General features: G+C 66.1%; 20 protein-coding genes, 1 tRNA gene and 1 pseudogene. 17 read left to right on the top strand and 5 right to left on the bottom strand.

What is annotated here, in order from left to right; all coding sequences use genetic code 11:
- Window positions 1-103 precede the first annotated feature (103 nt).
- Window positions 104-580, bottom strand: coding sequence for a glucose-6-phosphate dehydrogenase (locus G6N44_RS22675; protein ID WP_163667911.1), 477 nt, complete (start codon window positions 578-580; stop codon window positions 104-106).
- A 185-nt stretch (window positions 581-765) separates the two neighbouring features.
- Here G6N44_RS22675 and G6N44_RS22670 point away from each other — a divergent pair, with 185 nt between their 5' ends.
- The 9 genes from G6N44_RS22670 to G6N44_RS22630 all read left to right on the top strand — a co-directional run bounded on the left by G6N44_RS22670 (window position 766) and on the right by G6N44_RS22630 (window position 9,150).
- Complete coding sequence (locus G6N44_RS22670; RefSeq protein WP_163667909.1) at window positions 766-1,557, top strand: SDR family oxidoreductase; 792 nt, start codon at window positions 766-768, stop codon at window positions 1,555-1,557.
- A gap of 148 nt (window positions 1,558-1,705) precedes the next feature.
- Entirely contained in the window at window positions 1,706-2,932 is a 1,227-nt protein-coding gene (locus G6N44_RS22665) for an Nramp family divalent metal transporter (protein ID WP_163667907.1), read from the top strand.
- Window positions 2,933-2,949: 17 nt separating this feature from the next.
- Window positions 2,950-3,765, top strand: coding sequence for an LLM class F420-dependent oxidoreductase (locus tag G6N44_RS22660; RefSeq protein WP_163667904.1), 816 nt, complete (start codon window positions 2,950-2,952; stop codon window positions 3,763-3,765).
- Window positions 3,766-3,807: 42 nt separating this feature from the next.
- Window positions 3,808-5,109 carry an NAD(P)/FAD-dependent oxidoreductase gene (locus G6N44_RS22655; RefSeq protein WP_235682845.1) on the top strand — a complete coding sequence of 434 codons (1,302 nt, stop codon included), beginning with the start codon at window positions 3,808-3,810 and terminating at the stop codon, window positions 5,107-5,109.
- On the top strand, window positions 5,103-5,831 hold the full coding sequence (locus tag G6N44_RS22650) for a DUF1365 domain-containing protein (protein ID WP_163667903.1): 729 nt from the start codon (window positions 5,103-5,105) through the stop codon (window positions 5,829-5,831). The genes G6N44_RS22655 and G6N44_RS22650 overlap by 7 nt, the downstream gene beginning before the upstream one ends.
- Window positions 5,821-7,089, top strand: coding sequence for a class I SAM-dependent methyltransferase (locus tag G6N44_RS22645; RefSeq protein WP_163667901.1), 1,269 nt, complete (start codon window positions 5,821-5,823; stop codon window positions 7,087-7,089). The genes G6N44_RS22650 and G6N44_RS22645 overlap by 11 nt, the downstream gene beginning before the upstream one ends.
- Window positions 7,086-7,865 (top strand): DUF1295 domain-containing protein, encoded by a 780-nt coding sequence (locus G6N44_RS22640; protein WP_163667899.1) that lies wholly within the window; start codon window positions 7,086-7,088, stop codon window positions 7,863-7,865. The genes G6N44_RS22645 and G6N44_RS22640 overlap by 4 nt, the downstream gene beginning before the upstream one ends.
- Before the next feature lie 2 nt (window positions 7,866-7,867).
- Window positions 7,868-8,449, top strand: a complete 582-nt coding sequence (locus G6N44_RS22635) for a sigma-70 family RNA polymerase sigma factor (protein ID WP_163667897.1) — start codon at window positions 7,868-7,870, stop codon at window positions 8,447-8,449.
- Complete coding sequence (locus tag G6N44_RS22630; protein ID WP_163667896.1) at window positions 8,446-9,150, top strand: anti-sigma factor; 705 nt, start codon at window positions 8,446-8,448, stop codon at window positions 9,148-9,150. The genes G6N44_RS22635 and G6N44_RS22630 overlap by 4 nt, the downstream gene beginning before the upstream one ends.
- 136 nt (window positions 9,151-9,286) lie before the next feature.
- Here the strand turns inward: G6N44_RS22630 and G6N44_RS22625 are convergent, their stop codons facing one another.
- On the bottom strand, window positions 9,287-9,979 hold the full coding sequence (locus tag G6N44_RS22625) for a response regulator transcription factor (RefSeq protein ID WP_163670266.1): 693 nt from the start codon (window positions 9,977-9,979) through the stop codon (window positions 9,287-9,289).
- Between the two features lie 253 nt (window positions 9,980-10,232).
- On the opposite strand from G6N44_RS22625, the gene G6N44_RS22620 reads away from it, so the two are divergent.
- Both G6N44_RS22620 and G6N44_RS22615 read left to right on the top strand, forming a co-directional pair.
- Entirely contained in the window at window positions 10,233-10,496 is a 264-nt protein-coding gene (locus G6N44_RS22620) for a hypothetical protein (protein ID WP_163667894.1), read from the top strand.
- Between the two features lie 231 nt (window positions 10,497-10,727).
- On the top strand, window positions 10,728-12,503 hold the full coding sequence (locus G6N44_RS22615; RefSeq protein WP_163667892.1) for a molybdopterin-dependent oxidoreductase: 1,776 nt from the start codon (window positions 10,728-10,730) through the stop codon (window positions 12,501-12,503).
- An 18-nt stretch (window positions 12,504-12,521) separates the two neighbouring features.
- On the opposite strand, the gene G6N44_RS22610 is transcribed toward G6N44_RS22615, so the two are convergent.
- Both G6N44_RS22610 and G6N44_RS22605 read right to left on the bottom strand, forming a co-directional pair.
- Window positions 12,522-13,316, bottom strand: coding sequence for an SDR family NAD(P)-dependent oxidoreductase (locus tag G6N44_RS22610; RefSeq protein WP_163667890.1), 795 nt, complete (start codon window positions 13,314-13,316; stop codon window positions 12,522-12,524).
- A gap of 19 nt (window positions 13,317-13,335) precedes the next feature.
- Window positions 13,336-14,937: a hypothetical protein gene (locus G6N44_RS22605; RefSeq protein WP_163667888.1), complete on the bottom strand. Its 1,602-nt coding sequence runs from the start codon at window positions 14,935-14,937 to the stop codon at window positions 13,336-13,338.
- 161 nt (window positions 14,938-15,098) lie between these two features.
- Between G6N44_RS22605 and G6N44_RS22600 the strand changes: the two genes are divergently transcribed.
- Together G6N44_RS22600 and G6N44_RS22595 are read left to right on the top strand one after the other, a co-directional pair.
- A complete protein-coding gene (locus tag G6N44_RS22600) occupies window positions 15,099-15,311 on the top strand; it encodes a three-helix bundle dimerization domain-containing protein (RefSeq protein WP_163667887.1) in 213 nt (70 codons plus the stop codon).
- 184 nt (window positions 15,312-15,495) lie between these two features.
- Window positions 15,496-15,568, top strand: a tRNA-Arg gene (locus tag G6N44_RS22595).
- A 39-nt stretch (window positions 15,569-15,607) separates the two neighbouring features.
- Here G6N44_RS22595 and G6N44_RS22590 read toward each other — a convergent pair.
- The gene (locus tag G6N44_RS22590; protein ID WP_163667885.1) at window positions 15,608-16,045 is read right to left on the bottom strand and encodes a rhodanese-like domain-containing protein; all 438 of its coding nucleotides are present in this window, start codon (window positions 16,043-16,045) and stop codon (window positions 15,608-15,610) included.
- Between the two features lie 105 nt (window positions 16,046-16,150).
- Here G6N44_RS22590 and G6N44_RS22585 point away from each other — a divergent pair, with 105 nt between their 5' ends.
- The 4 genes and pseudogenes from G6N44_RS22585 to G6N44_RS22570 all read left to right on the top strand — a co-directional run bounded on the left by G6N44_RS22585 (window position 16,151) and on the right by G6N44_RS22570 (window position 19,370).
- A complete protein-coding gene (locus G6N44_RS22585; protein WP_163667883.1) occupies window positions 16,151-16,870 on the top strand; it encodes a DUF1326 domain-containing protein in 720 nt (239 codons plus the stop codon).
- 371 nt (window positions 16,871-17,241) lie between these two features.
- Window positions 17,242-17,478: a hypothetical protein gene (locus G6N44_RS22580; RefSeq protein WP_163667882.1), complete on the top strand. Its 237-nt coding sequence runs from the start codon at window positions 17,242-17,244 to the stop codon at window positions 17,476-17,478.
- Between the two features lie 111 nt (window positions 17,479-17,589).
- Window positions 17,590-17,823 (top strand): annotated as a pseudogene (locus G6N44_RS22575) (acetyl-CoA acetyltransferase); the annotation flags it as partial.
- Window positions 17,824-17,918: 95 nt separating this feature from the next.
- A complete protein-coding gene (locus G6N44_RS22570) occupies window positions 17,919-19,370 on the top strand; it encodes a carotenoid oxygenase family protein (RefSeq protein ID WP_163667880.1) in 1,452 nt (483 codons plus the stop codon).
- Window positions 19,371-19,374 lie beyond the last annotated feature (4 nt).

Here is a 19,374-nt window from a genome sequence, read left to right as displayed (position 1 = left end):
GTCGAAATCCGTTGTCCGACAGACTCATACCGAACGCATACGGGGTAATGCACAGCACACGTCGCCGAAACACAGCGTTAACATCAACCCCTGCGGAGCGCCGCTAGACAGGAACGTCGACGCGCAAGGCCTCGTGCTCATCCAGCAGGCGGCGCAACGCGGCATCCATCGGATGGGCCGATTCGAGATCGTGGCTGCAGCGGCGATCCACCGCCGCCACCGCCCCCGGACGCCGCGGAGTGTGCTCGATCTGGTCGACGAACGCGTCGAACACAAGGTGCGGAGTGGCCAGGTAGTACAACCCGTGACGGGCGTCGGCGAAACGCGCGCCGTACATCAGACCGCACTGGGTGAAGACGAACAGTTCGGACGACGGATGCAGGTGGCCCGAGGAACCGGCCTCCTCCTCACCCCACGCGCAGGCCGCGAGACGGGCTTGGGCCAACCGGTCCTGCACCTCGTCGGTAGACGCGAGCAGGCGATGGACGAGGCTGCCCGCCGTAGAGGGGTACCGACCGATCGTGGGGCTGAAATACCGCGCGAAGACATCGCCGAAGAAGTCATAACGCTGCTCGGTCATCGCGGGCTCCCCACGTTGAATTGACCCCTCAATTGTGCGCCCGCCACCGCCTGCGCGGACGGCTTTGTGCACACTCCACGACACGCGGTGGCGCACCGCGGCACAACTAGAACGTGTTTCAGAAATACCGGACGCGGGTCCGCTCACCCTGCTAGCGTGGCGCCGAGCAAGCGAACGGAGTGCGCGTGATTCTGGACAGATTCCGACTGGACGACAAGGTTGCGATTGTCACCGGGGCCGGCCGTGGACTGGGCGCAGCTACCGCCCTGGCCTTCGCGGAAGCCGGTGCCGACGTCGTCATCGCGGCTCGTACCCAGACCCAACTCGACGAAGTTGCCGAGCAGATCGCCGCGACCGGGCGGCGGGCCCACGTCGTCGCCGCCGACCTGGCCCACCCCGAGGCCACCGCCGAACTCGCGGCCGTCGCGATCGAAGCGTTCGGCAAACTAGACATCGTCGTCAACAACGTCGGCGGCACCATGCCGGCACCCCTGATGAACACCTCCACCAAGGATCTGCGCGACGCCTTCACCTTCAATGTGTCGACCGCGCACGCGCTGACCTGTGCCGCAGTGCCGCTGATGCTCGAGCATTCCGGCGGCGGCAGCATCATCAACATCACCTCCACGGTGGGGCGTCTGGCCGGACGGGGGTTCGCCGCGTACGGCACCGCGAAGGCCGCCCTCGCCCACTACACCCGACTGTCGGCCGTGGATCTGAGCCCACGCATCCGCGTCAACGCCATCGCCCCCGGCTCGATCCTCACCTCGGCACTGGAGATCGTCGCGTCCAATGACGCGCTGCGTGACCCGATGGAGAAGGCCACACCACTGCGCCGCCTGGGCGATCCGACCGACATCGCCGCGGCCGCGGTGTACCTGTCCTCCCCGGCCGGTAGCTACCTGACCGGCAAGGTACTCGAGGTCGACGGCGGCCTGAACGCGCCCAATCTCGACCTACCCATCCCTGACCTCTGAGGAGAAGCCTGACCATCCGGGTAGCCGCCGGGTAGGTCTCACCGGGAGGGGCCGGCCACCCCGCTGAGCACCCCCGACGTTGGCCCCGCCAGCGGGTTTCGGCTAACCTAACTTTTCTATTCGCATACCCGGATGGAGAGCTGGGCAGTTGCTGGAGGACACCAAGGCACGCACGACGCGGAGTTGGACGCTGCTCGGGCCGGCATTCGTTGCCGCGATCGCCTATGTCGATCCGGGCAACGTCGCCGCCAACGTCAGTGCGGGCGCACAGTTCGGGTATCTGCTGGTCTGGGTGATCGTGGTGGCCAACGCCATGGCCGGGCTGGTGCAATACCTGTCCGCCAAGCTCGGCTTGGTCACGGGTCGCTCGCTTCCCGAGGTGGTGGCCGACCACACCCGCACCCCGACCCGCATCGCCTACTGGATACAGGCCGAATTGGTCGCCGTCGCAACCGATCTGGCCGAGGTTGTGGGCGGGGCTATCGCTCTGTATCTGCTGTTCGATCTGCCGCTGCTGCTCGGCGGGGCGATCACCGGTGGGGTGTCGCTCCTGCTGCTCAGCCTGCAGAACCGTCGTGGGCAGCGCGCGTTCGAGCGGGTGATCACCGGACTGCTGATGGTCATCGCGATCGGCTTTCTCACCAGCCTGTTCGTCGAGGCTCCCCCCGCGGCCGAGGTCGCGGCGGGGCTGATTCCTCGGTTCCAAGGCACCGAAAGCCTGCTGCTGGCCACCGCGATGCTCGGCGCCACGGTGATGCCGCACGCGGTCTATCTGCACTCCGGCCTGGCCCGCGACCGCCACGGCCACCCCGAGCCGGGCGCCCCGCGGCGGCGACTGCTTCGGGTCACCCGCTATGACGTCGGACTGGCCATGCTGGTCGCCGGCGCCGTGAACCTGGCCATGTTGCTGGTCGCCGCAACCAACCTGCAGGGACGCGACAACACCGATTCCATCGAGGGCGCCCACGCCGCGGTGCGCGACACCCTGGGTCCGACGGTGGCGCTGCTGTTCGCGATCGGACTGCTGGCGTCGGGCCTGGCGTCCACCTCGGTCGGTGCGTACGCGGGCGCGATGATCATGCAGGGCCTGCTGCGTCGCTCCTATCCGCTGCTGCTCCGTCGGCTGGTCACGCTGATTCCGGCCCTGGCCATCCTGGCCATCGGCGTCGACCCCAGCCGGGCCCTGGTGCTCTCACAGGTCGTGCTCTCGTTCGGCATACCGCTCGCGCTGATCCCGCTGATCCGCCTGACCGGTAACCCAGCCCTGATGGGTGCGGACGTCAACCACCGCATCACCACGACGCTCGGTTGGGTCGTGGCCGGATTGATCAGTGTGCTCAACGTGGTGTTGATCTATCTGACCGTCACCGGCTGAATCATTAGCATCGGGTGATGCCCAACGAGTTCCGTTTCGGTGTCAGCCTGCGCGTCGCCGAATCCCAGTCTCAGGTCGCCGACGCGGCCCGCCGTGCCGAAGACCTCGGCTTCGACGTGCTCAACGTGCCCGACCATCTGGGGGCGCCCGCACCGTTCCCGACGCTCACCGCGATCGCCGCGGCGACCAGCACGCTGCGCGTCGGGACGTTCGTGCTCAATGCCGGCTTCTACAAGCCGGCGTTGCTGGCGCGCGACGCCACCGCCCTGCGGGATCTGTCCGGCGGCCGATTCGACCTGGGCCTCGGCGCCGGCTACGTGCGCGAGGAATTCGAGGCCGCCGAGCTTGCGTTCCCCGGGGCGCGCGACCGCATCGACTATCTGCGCCACACCACCGAGTACCTGCGCGAACATGCACCGGACATCCCGATCCTCATCGCGGGCAACGGCGACCGGCTGCTGACCGTGGCCGCCCAGACCGCCGACATCGTCGGCCTCACCGGCGGCGATCACGTCGACGGTGACCCGCTGGCCGACCGAATCTCCTTCCTGCGCAACGCCGCCGGCGACCGATTCGACGCGCTGGAGCTCAACATCGCCGTCACTGCGATGCCCGCACCAGGTACCGAAAAGCCCATCCTGAACGTCCCGCGTCATTTCCTGCCGGGGCTCAGCGACGAACAACTCCTCCGCCACCCCGGCGTGCTGTCCGGTTCTGTGGGCGCCATCGCCGACCATATTCGCGGTCTGCGGGAGAAGTACGGCATCACCTACATCATCGTGCAGATCGCCCACGCCGAGGCGTTCGGAAAGGTGATCGCCGAACTTCGGTAGCCCTTCACCCATCCGGACCCGGATCGGCTCCGAATACCGGATGTGGAGACCATTCATCCCGGTGGGCGTTCCATCGCCGTGATCGGAAGTGGCGTCGCCGGCCTGACCGCAGCGTACGTCCTGTCTGCGCGCGACCGGGTCACGCTGCTGGAGGCCGACACCCGTTTCGGCGGGCACGCCCACACCCATCACGTCATCGAGGACAGCGGCACCGTCGCCGTCGACACGGCGTTCCTGGTGCACAACACCCGGACGTATCCGACCCTGTGTCGGCTGTTCGACGAACTCGGGATCCGTACGCAGGTCACCGATATGTCGATGTCGGTACGCGACGACAGTTGCGGCCTGGAATACGCGGGTGCCCGCGGCGTGGCCGGCCTGTTCCCGACCTGGTCCAACCTGGCCCGACCCCGTTACCTGCTGATGCTGGGCGAGATCATCCGATTCCACCGGCTGGCCACACATCTGCTGAACCACCCGCCCGGCGCCGACGAGGACACGTTGGGCGCCTTCGTGCGGCGGCACGGGTTCTCCCGGTACTTCATCGACCGGTTCATGACACCGCTGGTGGCTGCGGTCTGGTCCTGTCCGCCGGGTGAGGCGCTGAGCTATCCGGCTCGCTACCTGTTCGTCTTCCTGCAGCACCACGGCATGCTCTCGGTCTTCGGTTCGCCCACGTGGCGCACCGTCCTCGGCGGGTCGGCCACCTACGTCGACGCGATCGTGTCCCGGCTGGACGAGGCCCACACCAGCGCCCCGGTGCGATCTGTGCGGCGGAGTGCCGACGGCGTGCAGGTGACCGTCGAGGGTGAGAGCCCGCGCCGGTTCGACGCCGCGGTCATCGCCACGCACCCCAACCAGGCGCTGCTGATGCTGGCTCACCCCAGCGAAGCCGAGCGACGCATACTCGGCGCCCTGCGCTACAGCCTCAGCCAGGCTCAACTGCATACCGACGAGTCGGTACTGCCACGCCACCGAGGGGCACGGGCGTCGTGGAACTACCTGGTCGATCCCACTGATCGCGCAGTCACGGTCACCTACGACATCACCCGGCTGATGCGGCTGGGTGGGGATCATCGCTACCTGGTGACGCTGGGCGGAGCCCACCGGGTGGACCCGTCGACGCTGCTGGCCGAGATGGTCTACTGCCATCCGGTCTACACCACCGAATCGGTTGCCGCTCAACAGCTCCTGCCGACCCTCAACGATGACCAGGTGGTGTTCGCCGGCGCCTACCACGGCTGGGGATTCCACGAGGACGGCGCGGTGTCGGGATGGCGGGCCGCCCAGCGACTGGGTGCCAGCTGGGCCGGCGCCCCGGCTCCGGAGACACTGCCATGCTGACGCCCGCCCTGTACCGCACCCGGATCACTCATGTTCGCCGGGCACCCGTGCACCATCGCTTCACCTACCGCGGCTACAGCTGGTACGTCGATCTCGACCGGATGCCACGCCTGCCCCGCTGGCTCGGACCGTTCGCCCGGTTCGATGCCCGCGACCACTTTTCGGGCGGACCGAAAGACTCACTGCGGCACCGCATCGACGCGTTCCTGGCATCGCACGAGGTCGACCTGGGCGGCGGACGGATCACCGCCCTGTTGCAGGCGAGGGTGCTGGGCTACGTGTTCAACCCGCTGAGCCTGTACTGGTGCCACGATGCCGCCGGCACGCTGTGCTACGTGGTCGCCGAGGTACACAACACCTACGGCCGCCGCCACGCCTATCTGCTGCCCGCGCCCGGGCCCGCCCGAATATCCAAGCGCCTGTACGTGTCACCGTTCAACGCCGTCGACGGGCACTACCTCCTGCGGGCTCCCGAACCCGACGAACATCTGGCGGTGTCGGTTTCCCTGCACCGCGAAGGACAGCCGACATTCGTCGCGATCTTGCGGGGTGACCGCAGGCCGGCGACGGCCAGGGCGCTCCTTCTTCTTCAGCTGACTGCGCCGCTGGCCCCACTGGCCGGGGCCATCGCTATCCGGATCGAGGGAATCAGGTTGTGGCTGCGCGGGGTTCCCGTGATCCCGCGGCCCACCGAAATCGAAGGAACTCGCTGTGAGCACTGAGATCGAGACGCCGGGCACCGTCGACACGGACCGCTGGCCCGATGTGGGACGCCTGCCGAGCGGACCGCTGGCTGCACTGGCCGGGGTCGTGGCCGATCACTTGCTGCGGCGCGCCGCGGCCTCGCTGCCGGTACGGCTGGCCTTTCCCGACGGAACGGTGGTCGGGGCGGCCGACCCGACCCTGCCCACCATGGTGATCCATCACCCCGCGGCGCTGACCCGCAGGATCGGCAGGCACGGCCTGATCGGATTCGGCGAGTCCTATATGGCCGGCGAGTGGAGCTCCACCGACCTCGTCGGTCTGCTGACCGAGTTCTGCCGGTCCATGGGTGAGCTGGTTCCCGCACCGCTGCAACGGTTCCGAAGTCTGGTGCTGCCGCGGGCACCGCGATCGCAATACAACGACCCCGCACAGTCCCGGCGCAACATCTCGGCCCACTACGACCTGTCCAATGAATTGTTCGCCGAATTCCTCGACGAGACGATGACATATTCCAGCGCACTGTTCGGCCGATTGCCCGCCACCCCGGCGGAACTGGCCGGTGCTCAGCGGCACAAGATCGACCGGCTGCTCGACACCGCAGGCGTCGGGCTGGGCAGCCGGGTACTGGAGATCGGCACCGGCTGGGGTGAGCTGTGCATCCGGGCCGCTGCCCGCGGTGCCCAGATCCGTTCGGTCACCCTGTCGGGCGAACAACAGCAGCTGGCGCGGGAACGCGTCGCCGCCGCGGGCCTGTCCGATCGGGTCGCGATCGACCTGCTCGACTACCGCGACGTCGACGGCCGCTACGACGCCGTGATCTCGGTCGAGATGATGGAGGCCGTCGGATATCAGTTCTGGCCCAACTATTTTCAGACCTTGGACCGGCTGGTCAACCCGGGCGGACGGGTCGCGATCCAGACTATCACCATGCCGCACGACCGGATGCGCGCGTCGCGAGACACCTTCACCTGGATCCAGAAGTACATCTTCCCCGGTGGATCGCTCCCCTCCACCAAGGCGGTCATCGACGCCACCGAACGCGAGACCCGGCTGCGCACAGTCGACATGCTGTCCCTGCGCCCGCATTACGCCGAGACGCTGCGGCTGTGGCGCGAACGCTTCGTCTCACGCCGTCAGGCGCCGGCACTGTCCGGTTTCGATGATGTCTTCCAACGGATGTGGGAGTTATATCTGGCCTACTCCGAGGCGGGTTTCAGCTCAGGCTATCTCGACGTCTACCAGTGGACGTTTGCCGCGACCGGGGGTCCACGATGAATCTGCTGATCGTCACCGCGGCATCGCTTGCCGCGCTCGCCGTCGTGCACGGAGCGACGTTTCTGATCGGCCGGGCGATCGGGCGGTACAACGTCGTCGACGTGGCCTGGGGCGTGGGGTTCATCGTCGTCGCCGTGGTGTCCGCACTGCTCGGCACCGGCGATCTGTTCCGTCGTCTGCTGCTGTTGGCGCTGATCGTCCTGTGGGCCGGGCGGCTGTCCTGGCACATGGTGCTCAAATCGGCGGGAAAGGGTGAGGATCCGCGCTATCGAGAACTTCTGGGCGGCGACTACTCGGCCGGCCGCGTGCTGCGCAAGGTGTTCGGGATCCAGGCCGCCGCAACCTGGTTTGTCTCCCTGCCGGTGCAGTTGTCCTCGACGCTGGGACCGACACCTACGGCGCTGCGGCCGGTTCTGATTGCCGGGGTGGCGATCTGGTTCGTCGGGCTGGCGTTCGAGGCGGTCGGTGACCACCAACTGCGCCGGTTCACATCCGACCCGGCCAACCGGGGTGCCATCATGGACCGCGGCCTGTGGGCCTGGACCCGCCACCCCAACTACTTCGGCGACAGTTGCGTGTGGTGGGGGCTGTGGCTGGTGACCCTCTGCGGCTGGCCGTCGCTGCTGACGGTGCTCTCCCCGGTGCTCATGACGTACTTCCTGGTATATGCGACCGGGGCGCGGCTGACCGAGAAGTTCATGGCCGGGCGCCCGGGGTTCACCGAATACTGCTCGCGCACTTCATTCTTCATTCCGATGCCACCGAAGTATCGATAACCGTGACCGCACTGGCGCCGATGGCTAGGCTACGGTGCGTGACCACCGACCTCGACGCTTTGCTGCGCCGGGTCGCACGACGCGACGTCGAGGCTTTCGCCGAATTCTATGACCACACCAAGTCGCGGGTGTTCGGCCTGGTCACGAAGGTGGTGCGGGACCCGGGATACAGCGAGGAAACCACCCAGGAGATCTACCTGCAGGTGTGGCGCTCCGCCGGCGGGTACGACCCGGCAGCCGGCTCTCCGATGGCCTGGCTGATGACGTTGGCACACCGGCGCGCGGTGGACCGGGTACGCACCGAGCAGGCCGCCAGTCAGCGGGAATCACGCTATGGGGCGAGCAACGTGCAGCCGCCCGTCGATCACGTCGCCGATTCGGTGATCACCGAGGACGAACGGCGCCGGGTGACGGACTGCCTGTCCTCGCTCACCGATGTCCAACGGGAGTGCATCGACCTGGCCTACTACCAGGGTTTGACCTATAGCCAGGTATCCCAACGCCTCACCGCCAACCTGGCCACCGTCAAGTCCCGGATGCGCGATGCCATCCGCGGCCTGCGCAACTGTCTGGGGGCCGCATGACCGACCCGCTGGATGCCGAACTGATCACGCTGGCCACACCGTTTGCGTTGCACGCGCTATCCGACGCCGAACGTGCCGACATCGAACGGCGCCTTGCCACCGCTCCGCCCGAGATTGTCGTGCAGTTCGCCGGCGAGGTGCGGGAAACCCGCGAAACCATGGCCGTGCTGGCGGCCGGCACCGCGCTCGAACCACCGGCCCATCTTCGTGAGCAGGTGCTGGCCGCGGTGTCGGTCCGCGAGCTACGGCCGAAACCGCCCCGGTGGCGCACGGCAGCGCTGGCCGCCGCGGCCGCCGTCGTGGTGGCCCTCGCCGGTATCGGTATCGGCATCGCGATGCGGCCGGCTTCGACGCCGTCGGCCGCCGAACAGGTCTTCGCCGCGCCGGACGTGCGGACCGTCTCCGGCGAGATTCCCACCGGCGGTACCGCAACGGTGGTGTTCTCCCGTCAACGTAACGCCGGCGTCCTGGTGATGAACGGTGTCGCGCCTCCCGAATCCGGCACCGTCTATCAGATGTGGCTGCTACGCAAGGCCGGACCGGAGTCAGCGGGCACGATGGACTCCGCCGCCGTGGCGCCGTCGACCACCGCAGTGCTACCCAACCTCGGCGACGCATCGGCATTGGCCTTCACGGTCGAGCCCGGAAGCGGTTCGGCCGCACCCACCACGCCGATCTTCGCCGAGCTGCCCTTGCGGTAACAGGATTGAGGCCCATCCGACGCGCGCCAACGCCGCAACCTCCGGGATATGCGCAAGACGCTCGAGCGGATCAAGGTTGTCGTGGAGGACGGCGAGCAATAGCCACGATGTGTGACACCCGATAGTTCGCGTCAGGTCAGCTGCCGTGAAGGAAGGCGATAACCGCCTGAACCCGCCGATGATCATCTGGAGTCTCGGCGATGTCGAGCTTGGCCATGATGCTGTGCACATGTTTTTCGATGGTGCCTTCGGCCAGATACAGCTGGCGGGCGATGCCTGCGTTGGAACGACCTTCGGCCATCAGTCGCAGGACCTCGTGTTCGCGTCCGCTGAGGGCGGAAAGCGGATCCTGATCCTCTCGTGCAGCAACCAGCGCTTGAGCGACGGCCGGGCCAATGATGCAGGCGCCCTTGGCGATACGTTTGAGGATGTCGACGAAATCGGCAAGGTCGGCGACCCGACTGTTGAGCAGGTAGCTGATCCCGCCGCCGCCCGACAGCGCGTCGATGGCGTGTTGAACTTCGACGTGAGCGCACAGCACCAGCACACCTGCCCGGGGGAACTCACTACGAATCAACCGCGCCGCCTCGTATTCGTCTGGGTGATCAGCCGGGTCGGGAATACTGATCACCACGAGTTCGGGAGCGATCGTGCGCACCAGCGGCAGCAATTGGGCCACTCGACCGGCTTTCGCCACAACGTGGAAACCCCAATGCTGCAGAAGACATGCCAATCCTTCGCGGAACAGGACGTCGTCTCCGGCCACGATCACCCGCTCGGCAGCTCCTGTCGTCGTCGAGCCGGGCCGATCATCAGATGGGTCGGTCATCGCACCCCCACACAGACCGCCCCCCATTCTCGTTTGAGGTAGAGATACCCCGGTTCGAACCATTTTCCTCCTCGTCGCACCGCGGCGTTGCCCAATGCGATAGTCCGCGGGATCCCCGGGCGCAATCGGCAGCGCCCCTGGGGAGGTGCGTACCAGCTAGCCGGGTTCGAGTCGGTGGCCAGCACCAATGATTTCGGCGCTCCCGATGGGAATGCTGGTGTACAGAGGCGAACTCGACGAAGGAGAGTGGACCGTGAACACAATGTCCAGACGCTCGATGATGCCGGTTGCGCTGGTATCGGTGTTGGCAGGCGCCGCCGCGGCGGTGGGAATCGCTTTCGCGCCAAGCGCTTTCGCGGAACCCGCCGCCAACTGCACCGAGAGTGGCGGCTCTGTGGTGTGCCAGAGTCCCGGCAACGCGCAGGTGTACTCGGAGCCACCCAGTATCAGTCCCGGAATGGGTATTGGGTCCAACGGCCCCTACGGGTCGTGGGGCAACGTACCGCCGCTGCGGTAACAGGCACCCGCTCGGGTTTGCCACAGGGAACATCCAGCTAACAGCACTACGCTGGCGGTGCACCATACCTGAACGTATGGGAGGTGACGGATCATGTGCCTGACACGCAGGGACATCCCGTGAAATCGGCGATCGGTTGACTGGATCTGACCGCCGAAACCCTGCGACCAATCCTGGTGGGCAAAGACATGCTCGGCCGGTATGGGCGACTGTAGGCAGGAGGTCCGGGATATGACAACCGACAATCGGCCGGCGACGCAGTTGGATCCTCACCCGCCACGGCCCGCGTGGGGAGACCGCGTCGACCCACTGCAGTTCGGCGGCGGCATCCCCCAAGTCCCGGCCCGCTTCCCGTCGGTTCGGCTGGGCCGGCGTTGGGTCAGCGCCCTGTGGCTGCTGCCCATCAGCGTGGCGGTGCTGCTCTTGGTCGTCGCAGTGGCCCAACAACTTCGCGAGTACGGCTGGATGCAGGACTTCATCGCGCGTTACCCGGGCAGCTCGCCGAGCTTTGCGCCCGCAGTGAATAGCGGTTTCCCGGCCTGGCTGCGCTGGCAGCACTTCTTCAACATCGTGTTCATGATGTTCATCCTGCGCTCGGGGTTGCAGATCCTGGCCGACCATCCGCGGCTGTACCTGAACGCGGGCTGCCGCCCCGGCACAGAGTGGTTGCGGATGCGTGGCCAGGTGCCCGCTGACCGGATGGACAAGAGCGATCCGCCGAGGGTCTGGACCTCCAAAGACGACGCGGTGACACTACCGAAATGGTTGGGAATACCGGGTTTTCGTCACTCCATCGGGCTGGCACGGTGGTGGCATTTCAGCTTCGACCTGTTGTGGTTGCTCAACGGGGCGGTGTTCTATGTGCTGTTGTTCACCACGGGGCAGTGGCAGCGGATCGTGCCCCAGTCCTGGGACGTGTTCCCAAACGCACTGTCCACCGCGGTGCAATACGCGTCGCTGAATTTTCCCGCCAACCACGGGTTCATCGCCTACAACGGGCTGCAGATGCTGGCCTACTTCACCACCGTGTTCATCGCCGCACCGGTGGCGTTTCTGACCGGCCTGCTGCAGGCACCAGCTGTCGCCGCCCGGTTGGGCACCGGCCGCGGACCACTCAACCGGCAGGTCGCCCGCACCGTGCACTTCATCGTGTGGCTGTGGATGGTGACTTTCATCCTGATCCACGTCACCATGGTGTTCACCACCGGCGCGGTGGAGAACCTCAACCACATAGCGCTGGGTACAGACACCCAATCATACTGGGCCCTAGTGATATTCGGACTGGCGGCTGCGGGGGTCGTCGCGCTGTGGCTGGCCGCCTCACCGGTGACCATCCGTTACCCCCGGCTGGTGCAGACCACCGGCCGCTTCATCGTGGGGTGGGCCAAAGCCTCGATGGAACGCACCCACCCGCGCGCGTCGTACACCGACAAGGACATCTCGCCCTACCTGTGGGCCAACGGCACACTGCCCGATTCCGAGCACTACCGCCGGCTTCAGCAAGGCAGCTGGTCGCAATACACGCTGCGCATCGAGGGGTTAGTGGAAACTCCGCTTGAGTTGTCCTACAAAGGTTTGTTGGCGCTGCCCAAACATGAACAGATCACCCAGCACTACTGCATCCAGGGCTGGTCCGGTGTGGCCAAGTGGGGCGGTGTCGCGATGGCTGACATCCTGGCCATGGTGCACCCGCTACCGGAAGCCAAATGGGTGGTGTTCTACTCGTTCGCCGACGGTGCCGAACCCGGACACGGACGCTACTACGACTGCCACCGCATCGAGCACATGCGCGAACCGATGGCCTTGCTCGCCTACGAGATGAACGGCCTGCCGCTCAGCGAGGCCCACGGTGCCCCGCTGCGGCTGCGCAACGAACTGGAACTCGGCTTCAAACAGGTCAAATGGATCGAAGCCATCGAATTCGTTGCCGATTTCCGCACCATCGGATGGGGGCACGGCGGATACAACGAGGACCACGAGTACTACGGCTACCGCATGCCCATCTAGTTCCGACCGCGCGCAAGCTCACTCATCGAGCAGCACGCGCCGGCTCGGGGCGATCGGACTCTGCGCAGTCAGCCCGCCGTCGAGCACCAGGGTCTGCCCGCTCATATACCGGGACTCGTCGGAGGCCAGGTAGACCATGGCCCAGCCGATGTCGCTGGGTTCGCCGATCAGGTCGAGGGCGTTGTGGCTGCGGATTTCGTCGACCATGGCGGCGGGCAGGTTGTCACGCAATGCCGGCGTCATGATCGCACCCGGGGCAACTGCGTTGCAGCGCACCCCGTTTCGCCCGTACTGGGTGGCGATGTAGGCGGTGAGCCGGATCACCGCAGCCTTGGCCGCGCCGTATGCACACTGCAGGGTGTCGCCGGCCAGGCCGGCGATCGAGACGGTGTTGATGATGGAGCCGCTGCCCGCGGCGATCATGTGCGGCAGCGCCAACCTGGACGCGACGACCGTGCTACGCGCGTTGAGCGCCATGACACGGTCCCACTCGGCCAGGTCCAGACGCAGCAGGTCAAGGTCTTTGTGCGGGTTGCTGCCGCCGACGTGGTTACACAGCACGTCGATTCCGCCGAACTCGGCGACGGCCCGGTCGACCATGGTGGCGATCGAACTCTCGTCCATCACGTCCACCGCCATCCCGACCGCGTTGTCGCCGATCTCGGTGGCCGCCGCGGCGGCCGCATCGCCGTCCAGATCGGCGATCAACACCCGGGCGCCTTCGGCGGCCATCAACTCTGCGGCCGCCCGGCCGATGCCGCTTGCCGCGCCGGTGATGATGACCTTCTTGTCTTCCAGACGATTTCGAGACATGGCTACCCTTCTGTGGTGGCTACTCGCAGGCGGTGTGGCCGGCGCCCGGAGTGGTCAGGAACGTGATGGTGGCCGGATCCAGGTCGATCTGGCCGGCCTCGGTCGGGGTACCCGTCAGCTCCGGCAGCGAATCACCGGGGCCCAGTTCGAGCACGGTGCCGTTGAGTTTGACGGTCTTGGAGTCGAGCGGATCGGCGGTCAGGGTGTAGCGCTGGGCCTGGTCCGGCAGGGTCAGGGTGTGCCGGTGGTCGCGGTCGGTGTTGATCGCGAGCAAGGTGACACCGCCGGGGGTGTCGGGTTGGCAGTGCGCGTAGACCCGCAGCCCGTTATCGGCGGGAACTCCCGGATCGAGCACGGTGGATCCCATCAGCCGGTGCCACAGCAGCGCCGTCCAGTAGGTGGGCTTCGGAGTCAGGTCGTTCTCGTCGAGCAGCGAGTAGTCACTGGATTCCAGCGTGTTGTGCATGACCACCTGGACCCCTTCGCGGGCCAGCAATCCCAGCTGGTCGGCGTACCGGAAGCTGTCTAAAAATGTTCCGGCCCAAGGATTTCCACCGCAGGCGGCGTCGGCCACTTCAGTCAGCCACATCGGCTTGCCCGGCTCGAAGCGGTCCCGCAGCCCGGCGTAGTACGCCCGTGTTTCGCCGGTGCGGTTCAGAAAGTCCGCCGACAGCGCTTCGCCGGGATTGGTCAGCGGCAGGCCCATCGATGCGCAGCGCTGTGACCCGGCGTTGTAGTGGCGGTAGGAGAATCCGTCGACACCGGGACCGGCGGCGGCCAGCATGTCCGCGCTGGAGATCGCCCCCGCGGCACCGAGGAGTTCACCGAGATTCTCGGTGCCCGACCCGAACCCCGTGGGGGCTTCACCGACCGACCCCGGTCCCAGGATGGTCATGTTCGGATCGGCCTTGTCGATGAAGGCCTTGAACGCCTGGAAATCTCGGCCGTAGGCCGCGGCGTCGTATCCCTCGGGCGCCCCACCCATGGCGGCCGCGTTGGGCTCGTTCATGAACTCCGCGGCGGCGATCTCGCCGCCGACCGAGCGGGTGTAATCGAGCCAGCGTTGCGCCTGCTCAGGGGTCCACTGTCCGTCCGCGTCGCGCGTCCCGGGGCTGATCGCGAACGACGACACGATCCTGGCGTCGGTGGCGTTGGCGAAGTCGACCACACCGCGCCACTGGTCGCGGGTCAGCACGCCCTTGAAACCCTCCGGCGGCGTGGCCGGTGGGTGATCGGTGTCGGCGAAGTAGGTGGAGTTGGCCCAGGTGCCGCTGACCCGGACATAGGCCGGGCCCAGGGCGGCAGCCAGCGTGCGCAACCGCGGGTTGGCCAGATCACGCGGCGGGCGGTACTCCAGCAGGTCGGGACCCATGCCCGCAGGCGCACCCGGCGGGGCCGGGGTGGCGGCGGGTGCGGAGCCGTACGGCTTCCAGAAGTCCGCACCGGTCACCGCCGCCATTTCGATGTTGTAGGACTGGAATCGTTCATCCACCGTGCCGACCTTCGGTAAACCTTGCAGGTCCATGGCAGCTCCCTGACTCGCTTTCTCCGACGCGACGCATGCCGTAGCGCTGACCGCGATCACCGACATGATCGCGCCGACAGCGTGTACAAGTTTCATGAAACAAACCCGCCTAATTGCTTAGCTTCTATAAGCAACCAGGCTACAGCTCCGGTCGGTGTCGCGGACGCCACACCAGATCACCGCCGCGACAAGCATCACAAGCCCGCTGAGCTCGGAAAACTTGACCCATACAGCTCTTCAGGAGAATTCTGGTAGATGTGATCGAGGTAGCTGAGGAAACGGTTCTGGACGATATCGAACGTCGGCTGATCCACGATTTTCCCTACGCCACGGCTGAGGAGATCGCTACCGCGGTCCACCGCGCCCACGGGCGATTCGACACCAGCCCGATCCGGGATTTCATCCCACTGTTTGTCGAGAAGCAGGTGCGCCGCCAGTTCATGCGACCCACCGCCGCAAACAGCGTCTGACCCCCAGGGTCTACGCGGTGCGCTCAGCGATCTGCCGGCTTGCCGCCGGCACGCTGAAGCGCTCAATCCACCGTGATCGGCACCGTCCACAGCATGCCCCGATGCCACGGATTTCGAGCTCGCCAACTACGATGAATCGTCCCTTAGGGCTTTAGACACCTATTCCGGTAGGTCCCAGCCCCCAGCCCCCGTAGCTCAGGGGATAGAGCACGGCTCTCCTAAAGCCGGTGTCGCAGGTTCGAATCCTGCCGGGGGCACTCTTTGTTTTTCGCAGTTCACAGCGGGTTGCCGTGTGCTCAGTTTCCGACCAGGGGCCGACCACTGGCCTGCCATGCCTTCATCCCACCCTTGAGTTCGACCACATCGGCATAGCCCAGCGATTTCAGCGCTTCGGCGGCCGTCGCGCTCATGGGACCGGTTCGGCAGTAGATCGCGATCGGGGCCCCACGATCGGCGGGCAGCCGATCAGCCCGCTCGGCGATCCGATCGAACGGAATCGACAGGTCCGTACCGGCGATATCGCCCTCGAAAGGCACGTGGACGTTGATCGTCATCCGGTCGGATTCGCCTATGGCAGTCGCGAATTCATCAGGTCCGACCAGTCGATGCGGCACAACGCTCACTGCCGCGGCACCAGTGGAGGCGGCCGGCGGCGCCTCGGCCGGTGAGCCACACGACGCCAGCGACACGGAGCCAACGACCGCCAGTGCACCGATGCACATCCTTGTGAACATGCCGAAATGATACCCCTAGGGGGTACTTGCGCTCCAGCCTTCGAGAGTGTTACGTTCGCCGCGCCCAATACCCCCTGGGGGTATTCAACGAAAGGAGCGGAATCGATGACCACTTCATCGACGCAGGTCGATTGGCATTTGCGCGGAGAATGGTTCGACGTGTGCAGCTGCAAGTTGCCTTGCCCGTGCAGCTTCGCCCAGGAGCCCACGCACGGCGATTGCCTGTTCACCTTGGCGTGGCACGTCCGCGAAGGGCATTACGGTGACACCGATTTGGCGGGCCTCAGCGTGATTGCCCTCGGCGAGTTCGCCGGCAACATGTGGATCGGCGATCCGAACGCGACGATGAAGTTGATGTTCTACATCGACGAAAGGGGCGACGCCGCCCAACGTGATGCGCTCGAGCGGATCTTCACCGGCACGGAAGGCGGTTGGCCGGCCGAATTCGGCAGCTTGATCGAGGAGATGCGCGGCATCGAATACGCCCCAATCAGCTTCGAGGCCGCCGACGACCTTGCCTACTGGCGCGCCGAGATTCCCGGCAAGGTCGACCTGCTGGTGAACGCCCTGACCGGCCCGACAGCCGACCCGAACCGCCGGGTGACCACCACCAACGCGCCGGGCGCCGAGGTCGGCCCGGGCCAGGTCGCCACCTGGGGCGTGGTCGAGAAAGACAACGCCGTGGGCTTCGAATGGTCGCACGAGCACACCGGCGCCTCGAGCAAGCACTTCCCGTTCGACTGGCGTCCCGGGTCTGAAGATGCGGGCGCGGGTGAGGCGAACACGGAAGCACAGCCGTCGTCCTTCTGCACCTGCGGCTGTTGAGTCACGCGCCAACGCCGGGCGGGAGAGCAGCGGCTCCCGCCCGGCGCTGGATCACGGCGCACGTTGGGTCAATCCGTTCGGCAGGATCATCGACCGGTTGGTCCCACTACGGCAAAATTCGTCGACATCGCCGTTCGCACCACGCGACACGCGTGTCACACGGGCCAGCTGGCAACACTCGAGGGTGACGCCACGGAACCCTATTTCCGTTGGCAAATGAATTCAACGCCCTGACCGGGAAGGCTTCGATGAGAGCAAATTGGCTGCACCGTGGCATCCCAGGCGACTCCCAGGAACATCATGAGATGCACTAATGTTATCTACAGACGGGGGTCTTGAGCTTGAACACAGCAAACAACCCGGAGGTGCAAATGATCCGTTCGAAACTGATGAAGGCCGCTGCTGTCGGGCTGGGTGCGTTGGCAGTGCCGGTCGGTGTCGCAGTGGCAGGTGCCGCTCCGGCGTCTGCCGGCCCTGACATCTGCGCGAGCGGGCCCTACGGCTACGTACAGGCATGCGTCGAAGGTCCCGGATGGGTCCGCCCCTGGCACGGCGACAACTGGCGCGGGCGTGGCCACGGACACGGCCACGGACACGGCGACGACTGAGTCGGCTTAACCACGGCTAACGCCGTGGCGGGAATCCAAACTCGGATTCCCGCCACGGCGTTTTCTTTTGAACCGCTTTAGTCACTCTCTTAGTTGTAGTACCTTCCCGGCATGCAGGACGTCTGGATTCTCGGCGGCTACCAAAGCGATTTCGCCCGCAATCTGAGCCGCGAGCAGGTCGACTTCGCCGGACTCACGCGCGAGGTCGTCGACCACACCCTGAAGAGCGCCAGGGTCGACGCCGCCGGCATCGGCGTCGTCCACGTCGCAAACGCCTTCGGCGACCTGTTCGCCGGTCAGGCCCATCTCGGCGCCATGCCGGCCACCGTGCATCCCGACCTGTGGGCCTACCAGGTCGCGGGCGCAAAGACGTTCGGCACCTTGAACTTCGGCGGCAGCACCGCCACCACCGTCAGCTTCGTCGTAGGAGGACCCCAGCAATGAACACCGAAGTCGTGGCCAAGTACCTGTCCACCCTGCCTGACGACGACGACCATCCCTACCGCACGGGGGCGTGGCGGCCACAGACCACCGAATGGGATGCCGACGACCTGCGGGTGATCGAGGGCGAAATCCCAACCGACCTCGACGGTGTCTACCTCCGCAATACCGAGAACCCACTACATCCGGCGTTGCAGACCTACCACCCGTTCGATGGAGACGGCATGCTGCACATCGTCGGGTTCCGCGATGGAAAAGCGTTCTACCGCAACAGGTTCGTCCGCACCGATGGCCTGTTGGCCGAGATCGAGGCCGGCGGGCCGCTGTGGCCGGGCATCGCCGAGCCGATCGAACTGGCCCAGCGCGACTACGGCTGGGGTGCGCGCACCCTGATGAAGGATGCCTCCAGCACCGATGTGACAGTGCACCGCGGCGTCGCGCTCACCAGCTTCTACCAGTGCGGCGATCTGTACCGCGTCGACCCGTTCACCGGCGACACACTCGGCAAGGAAAACTGGGGCGGAGACTTTCCCGCCGAATGGGGCGTCTCAGCGCACCCCAAGGCCGACGACGCCACCGGCGAACTGCTGTTCTTCAACTACGCCAAGCAGGCACCCTTCATGCACTACGGTGTGGTGGATTCCGACAACCGCCTGGCGCACTACGTCGATGTCGAACTGCCCGGGCCCCGGATGCCCCACGATATGGCGTTCACCGAAAACTATGTAATTCTCAACGACTTTCCGTTGTTCTGGGATCCCGAGTTCCTCAAGAGCAACGTGCACCTGCCCAAGCTGCACCGGGACATGCCGTCCCGGTTCGCGGTGCTCCCCCGCCGCGGCGCACCCGGCGACGTCAAGTGGTTCGAGGCCGACACCACCTACGTGCTGCACTTCACCAATGCCTACGAGGACGGCGACGAGATCGTGCTCGACGGGTTCTTCCAGGGCAACGCGGTGCCGGCCCTGGCGCTGGACAAGATGCAGACCAGGCTGCACCGATGGCGGTTCAACCTCGTCACCGGCCAAACCCGTGAGGAGCAATTGTCGGACAGCATCACCGAATTCGGCATGATCAACCCCGGCTACACCGGACGTGACTACCGCTACGCCTATGCCGCCACGGGTAAGCCAGGCTGGTTCCTGTTCGACGGATTGGTCCGCCACGACCTACACACCGGATCCGAGGAGCGCTACGAATTCGGGGACGGCGTGTACGGCAGCGAGACCGCGATGGCGCCACGCGTGGGCAGCGCCGCCGAGGACGACGGCTACCTGGTGACCATCACCACCGACATGAACGACGACGCGTCCTACTGCCTGATATTCGACGCGGCGCGGGTAGCTGACGGACCGGTATGCAAACTGGCTCTGCCGGAACGTGTTTCCAGCGGAACCCACTCCACCTGGGCGCCGGGTGACGAGCTGCGCCGATGGCTGGTGCGTGACTAGCACC

The organism is Mycolicibacterium alvei, assembly GCF_010727325.1.
Classification (GTDB): Bacteria; Actinomycetota; Actinomycetes; order Mycobacteriales; family Mycobacteriaceae; genus Mycobacterium; species Mycobacterium alvei.
The sequence above is the reverse complement of the archived record's forward strand: the minus strand, read 5'-3'. Positions and strand labels throughout refer to the sequence as shown.

Bases quoted from the DNA above. Each gene is read 5' to 3' on its own strand.
- G6N44_RS22615 (WP_163667892.1), top strand. From the start codon at position 10,728: ATGACAACCGACAATCGGCCGGCGACGCAGTTGGATCCTCACCCGCCA.
- G6N44_RS22675 (WP_163667911.1), bottom strand. From the start codon at position 580: ATGACCGAGCAGCGTTATGACTTCTTCGGCGATGTCTTCGCGCGGTAT.
- G6N44_RS22605 (WP_163667888.1), bottom strand. From the start codon at position 14,937: ATGAAACTTGTACACGCTGTCGGCGCGATCATGTCGGTGATCGCGGTC.
- G6N44_RS22570 (WP_163667880.1), top strand. From the start codon at position 17,919: ATGAACACCGAAGTCGTGGCCAAGTACCTGTCCACCCTGCCTGACGAC.
- G6N44_RS22625 (WP_163670266.1), bottom strand. From the start codon at position 9,979: ATGACCGACCCATCTGATGATCGGCCCGGCTCGACGACGACAGGAGCT.
- G6N44_RS22650 (WP_163667903.1), top strand. From the start codon at position 5,103: ATGCTGACGCCCGCCCTGTACCGCACCCGGATCACTCATGTTCGCCGG.
- G6N44_RS22610 (WP_163667890.1), bottom strand. From the start codon at position 13,316: ATGTCTCGAAATCGTCTGGAAGACAAGAAGGTCATCATCACCGGCGCG.
- G6N44_RS22580 (WP_163667882.1), top strand. From the start codon at position 17,242: ATGATCCGTTCGAAACTGATGAAGGCCGCTGCTGTCGGGCTGGGTGCG.
- G6N44_RS22630 (WP_163667896.1), top strand. From the start codon at position 8,446: ATGACCGACCCGCTGGATGCCGAACTGATCACGCTGGCCACACCGTTT.
- G6N44_RS22640 (WP_163667899.1), top strand. From the start codon at position 7,086: ATGAATCTGCTGATCGTCACCGCGGCATCGCTTGCCGCGCTCGCCGTC.
- G6N44_RS22585 (WP_163667883.1), top strand. From the start codon at position 16,151: ATGACCACTTCATCGACGCAGGTCGATTGGCATTTGCGCGGAGAATGG.
- G6N44_RS22590 (WP_163667885.1), bottom strand. From the start codon at position 16,045: ATGTTCACAAGGATGTGCATCGGTGCACTGGCGGTCGTTGGCTCCGTG.
- G6N44_RS22660 (WP_163667904.1), top strand. From the start codon at position 2,950: ATGCCCAACGAGTTCCGTTTCGGTGTCAGCCTGCGCGTCGCCGAATCC.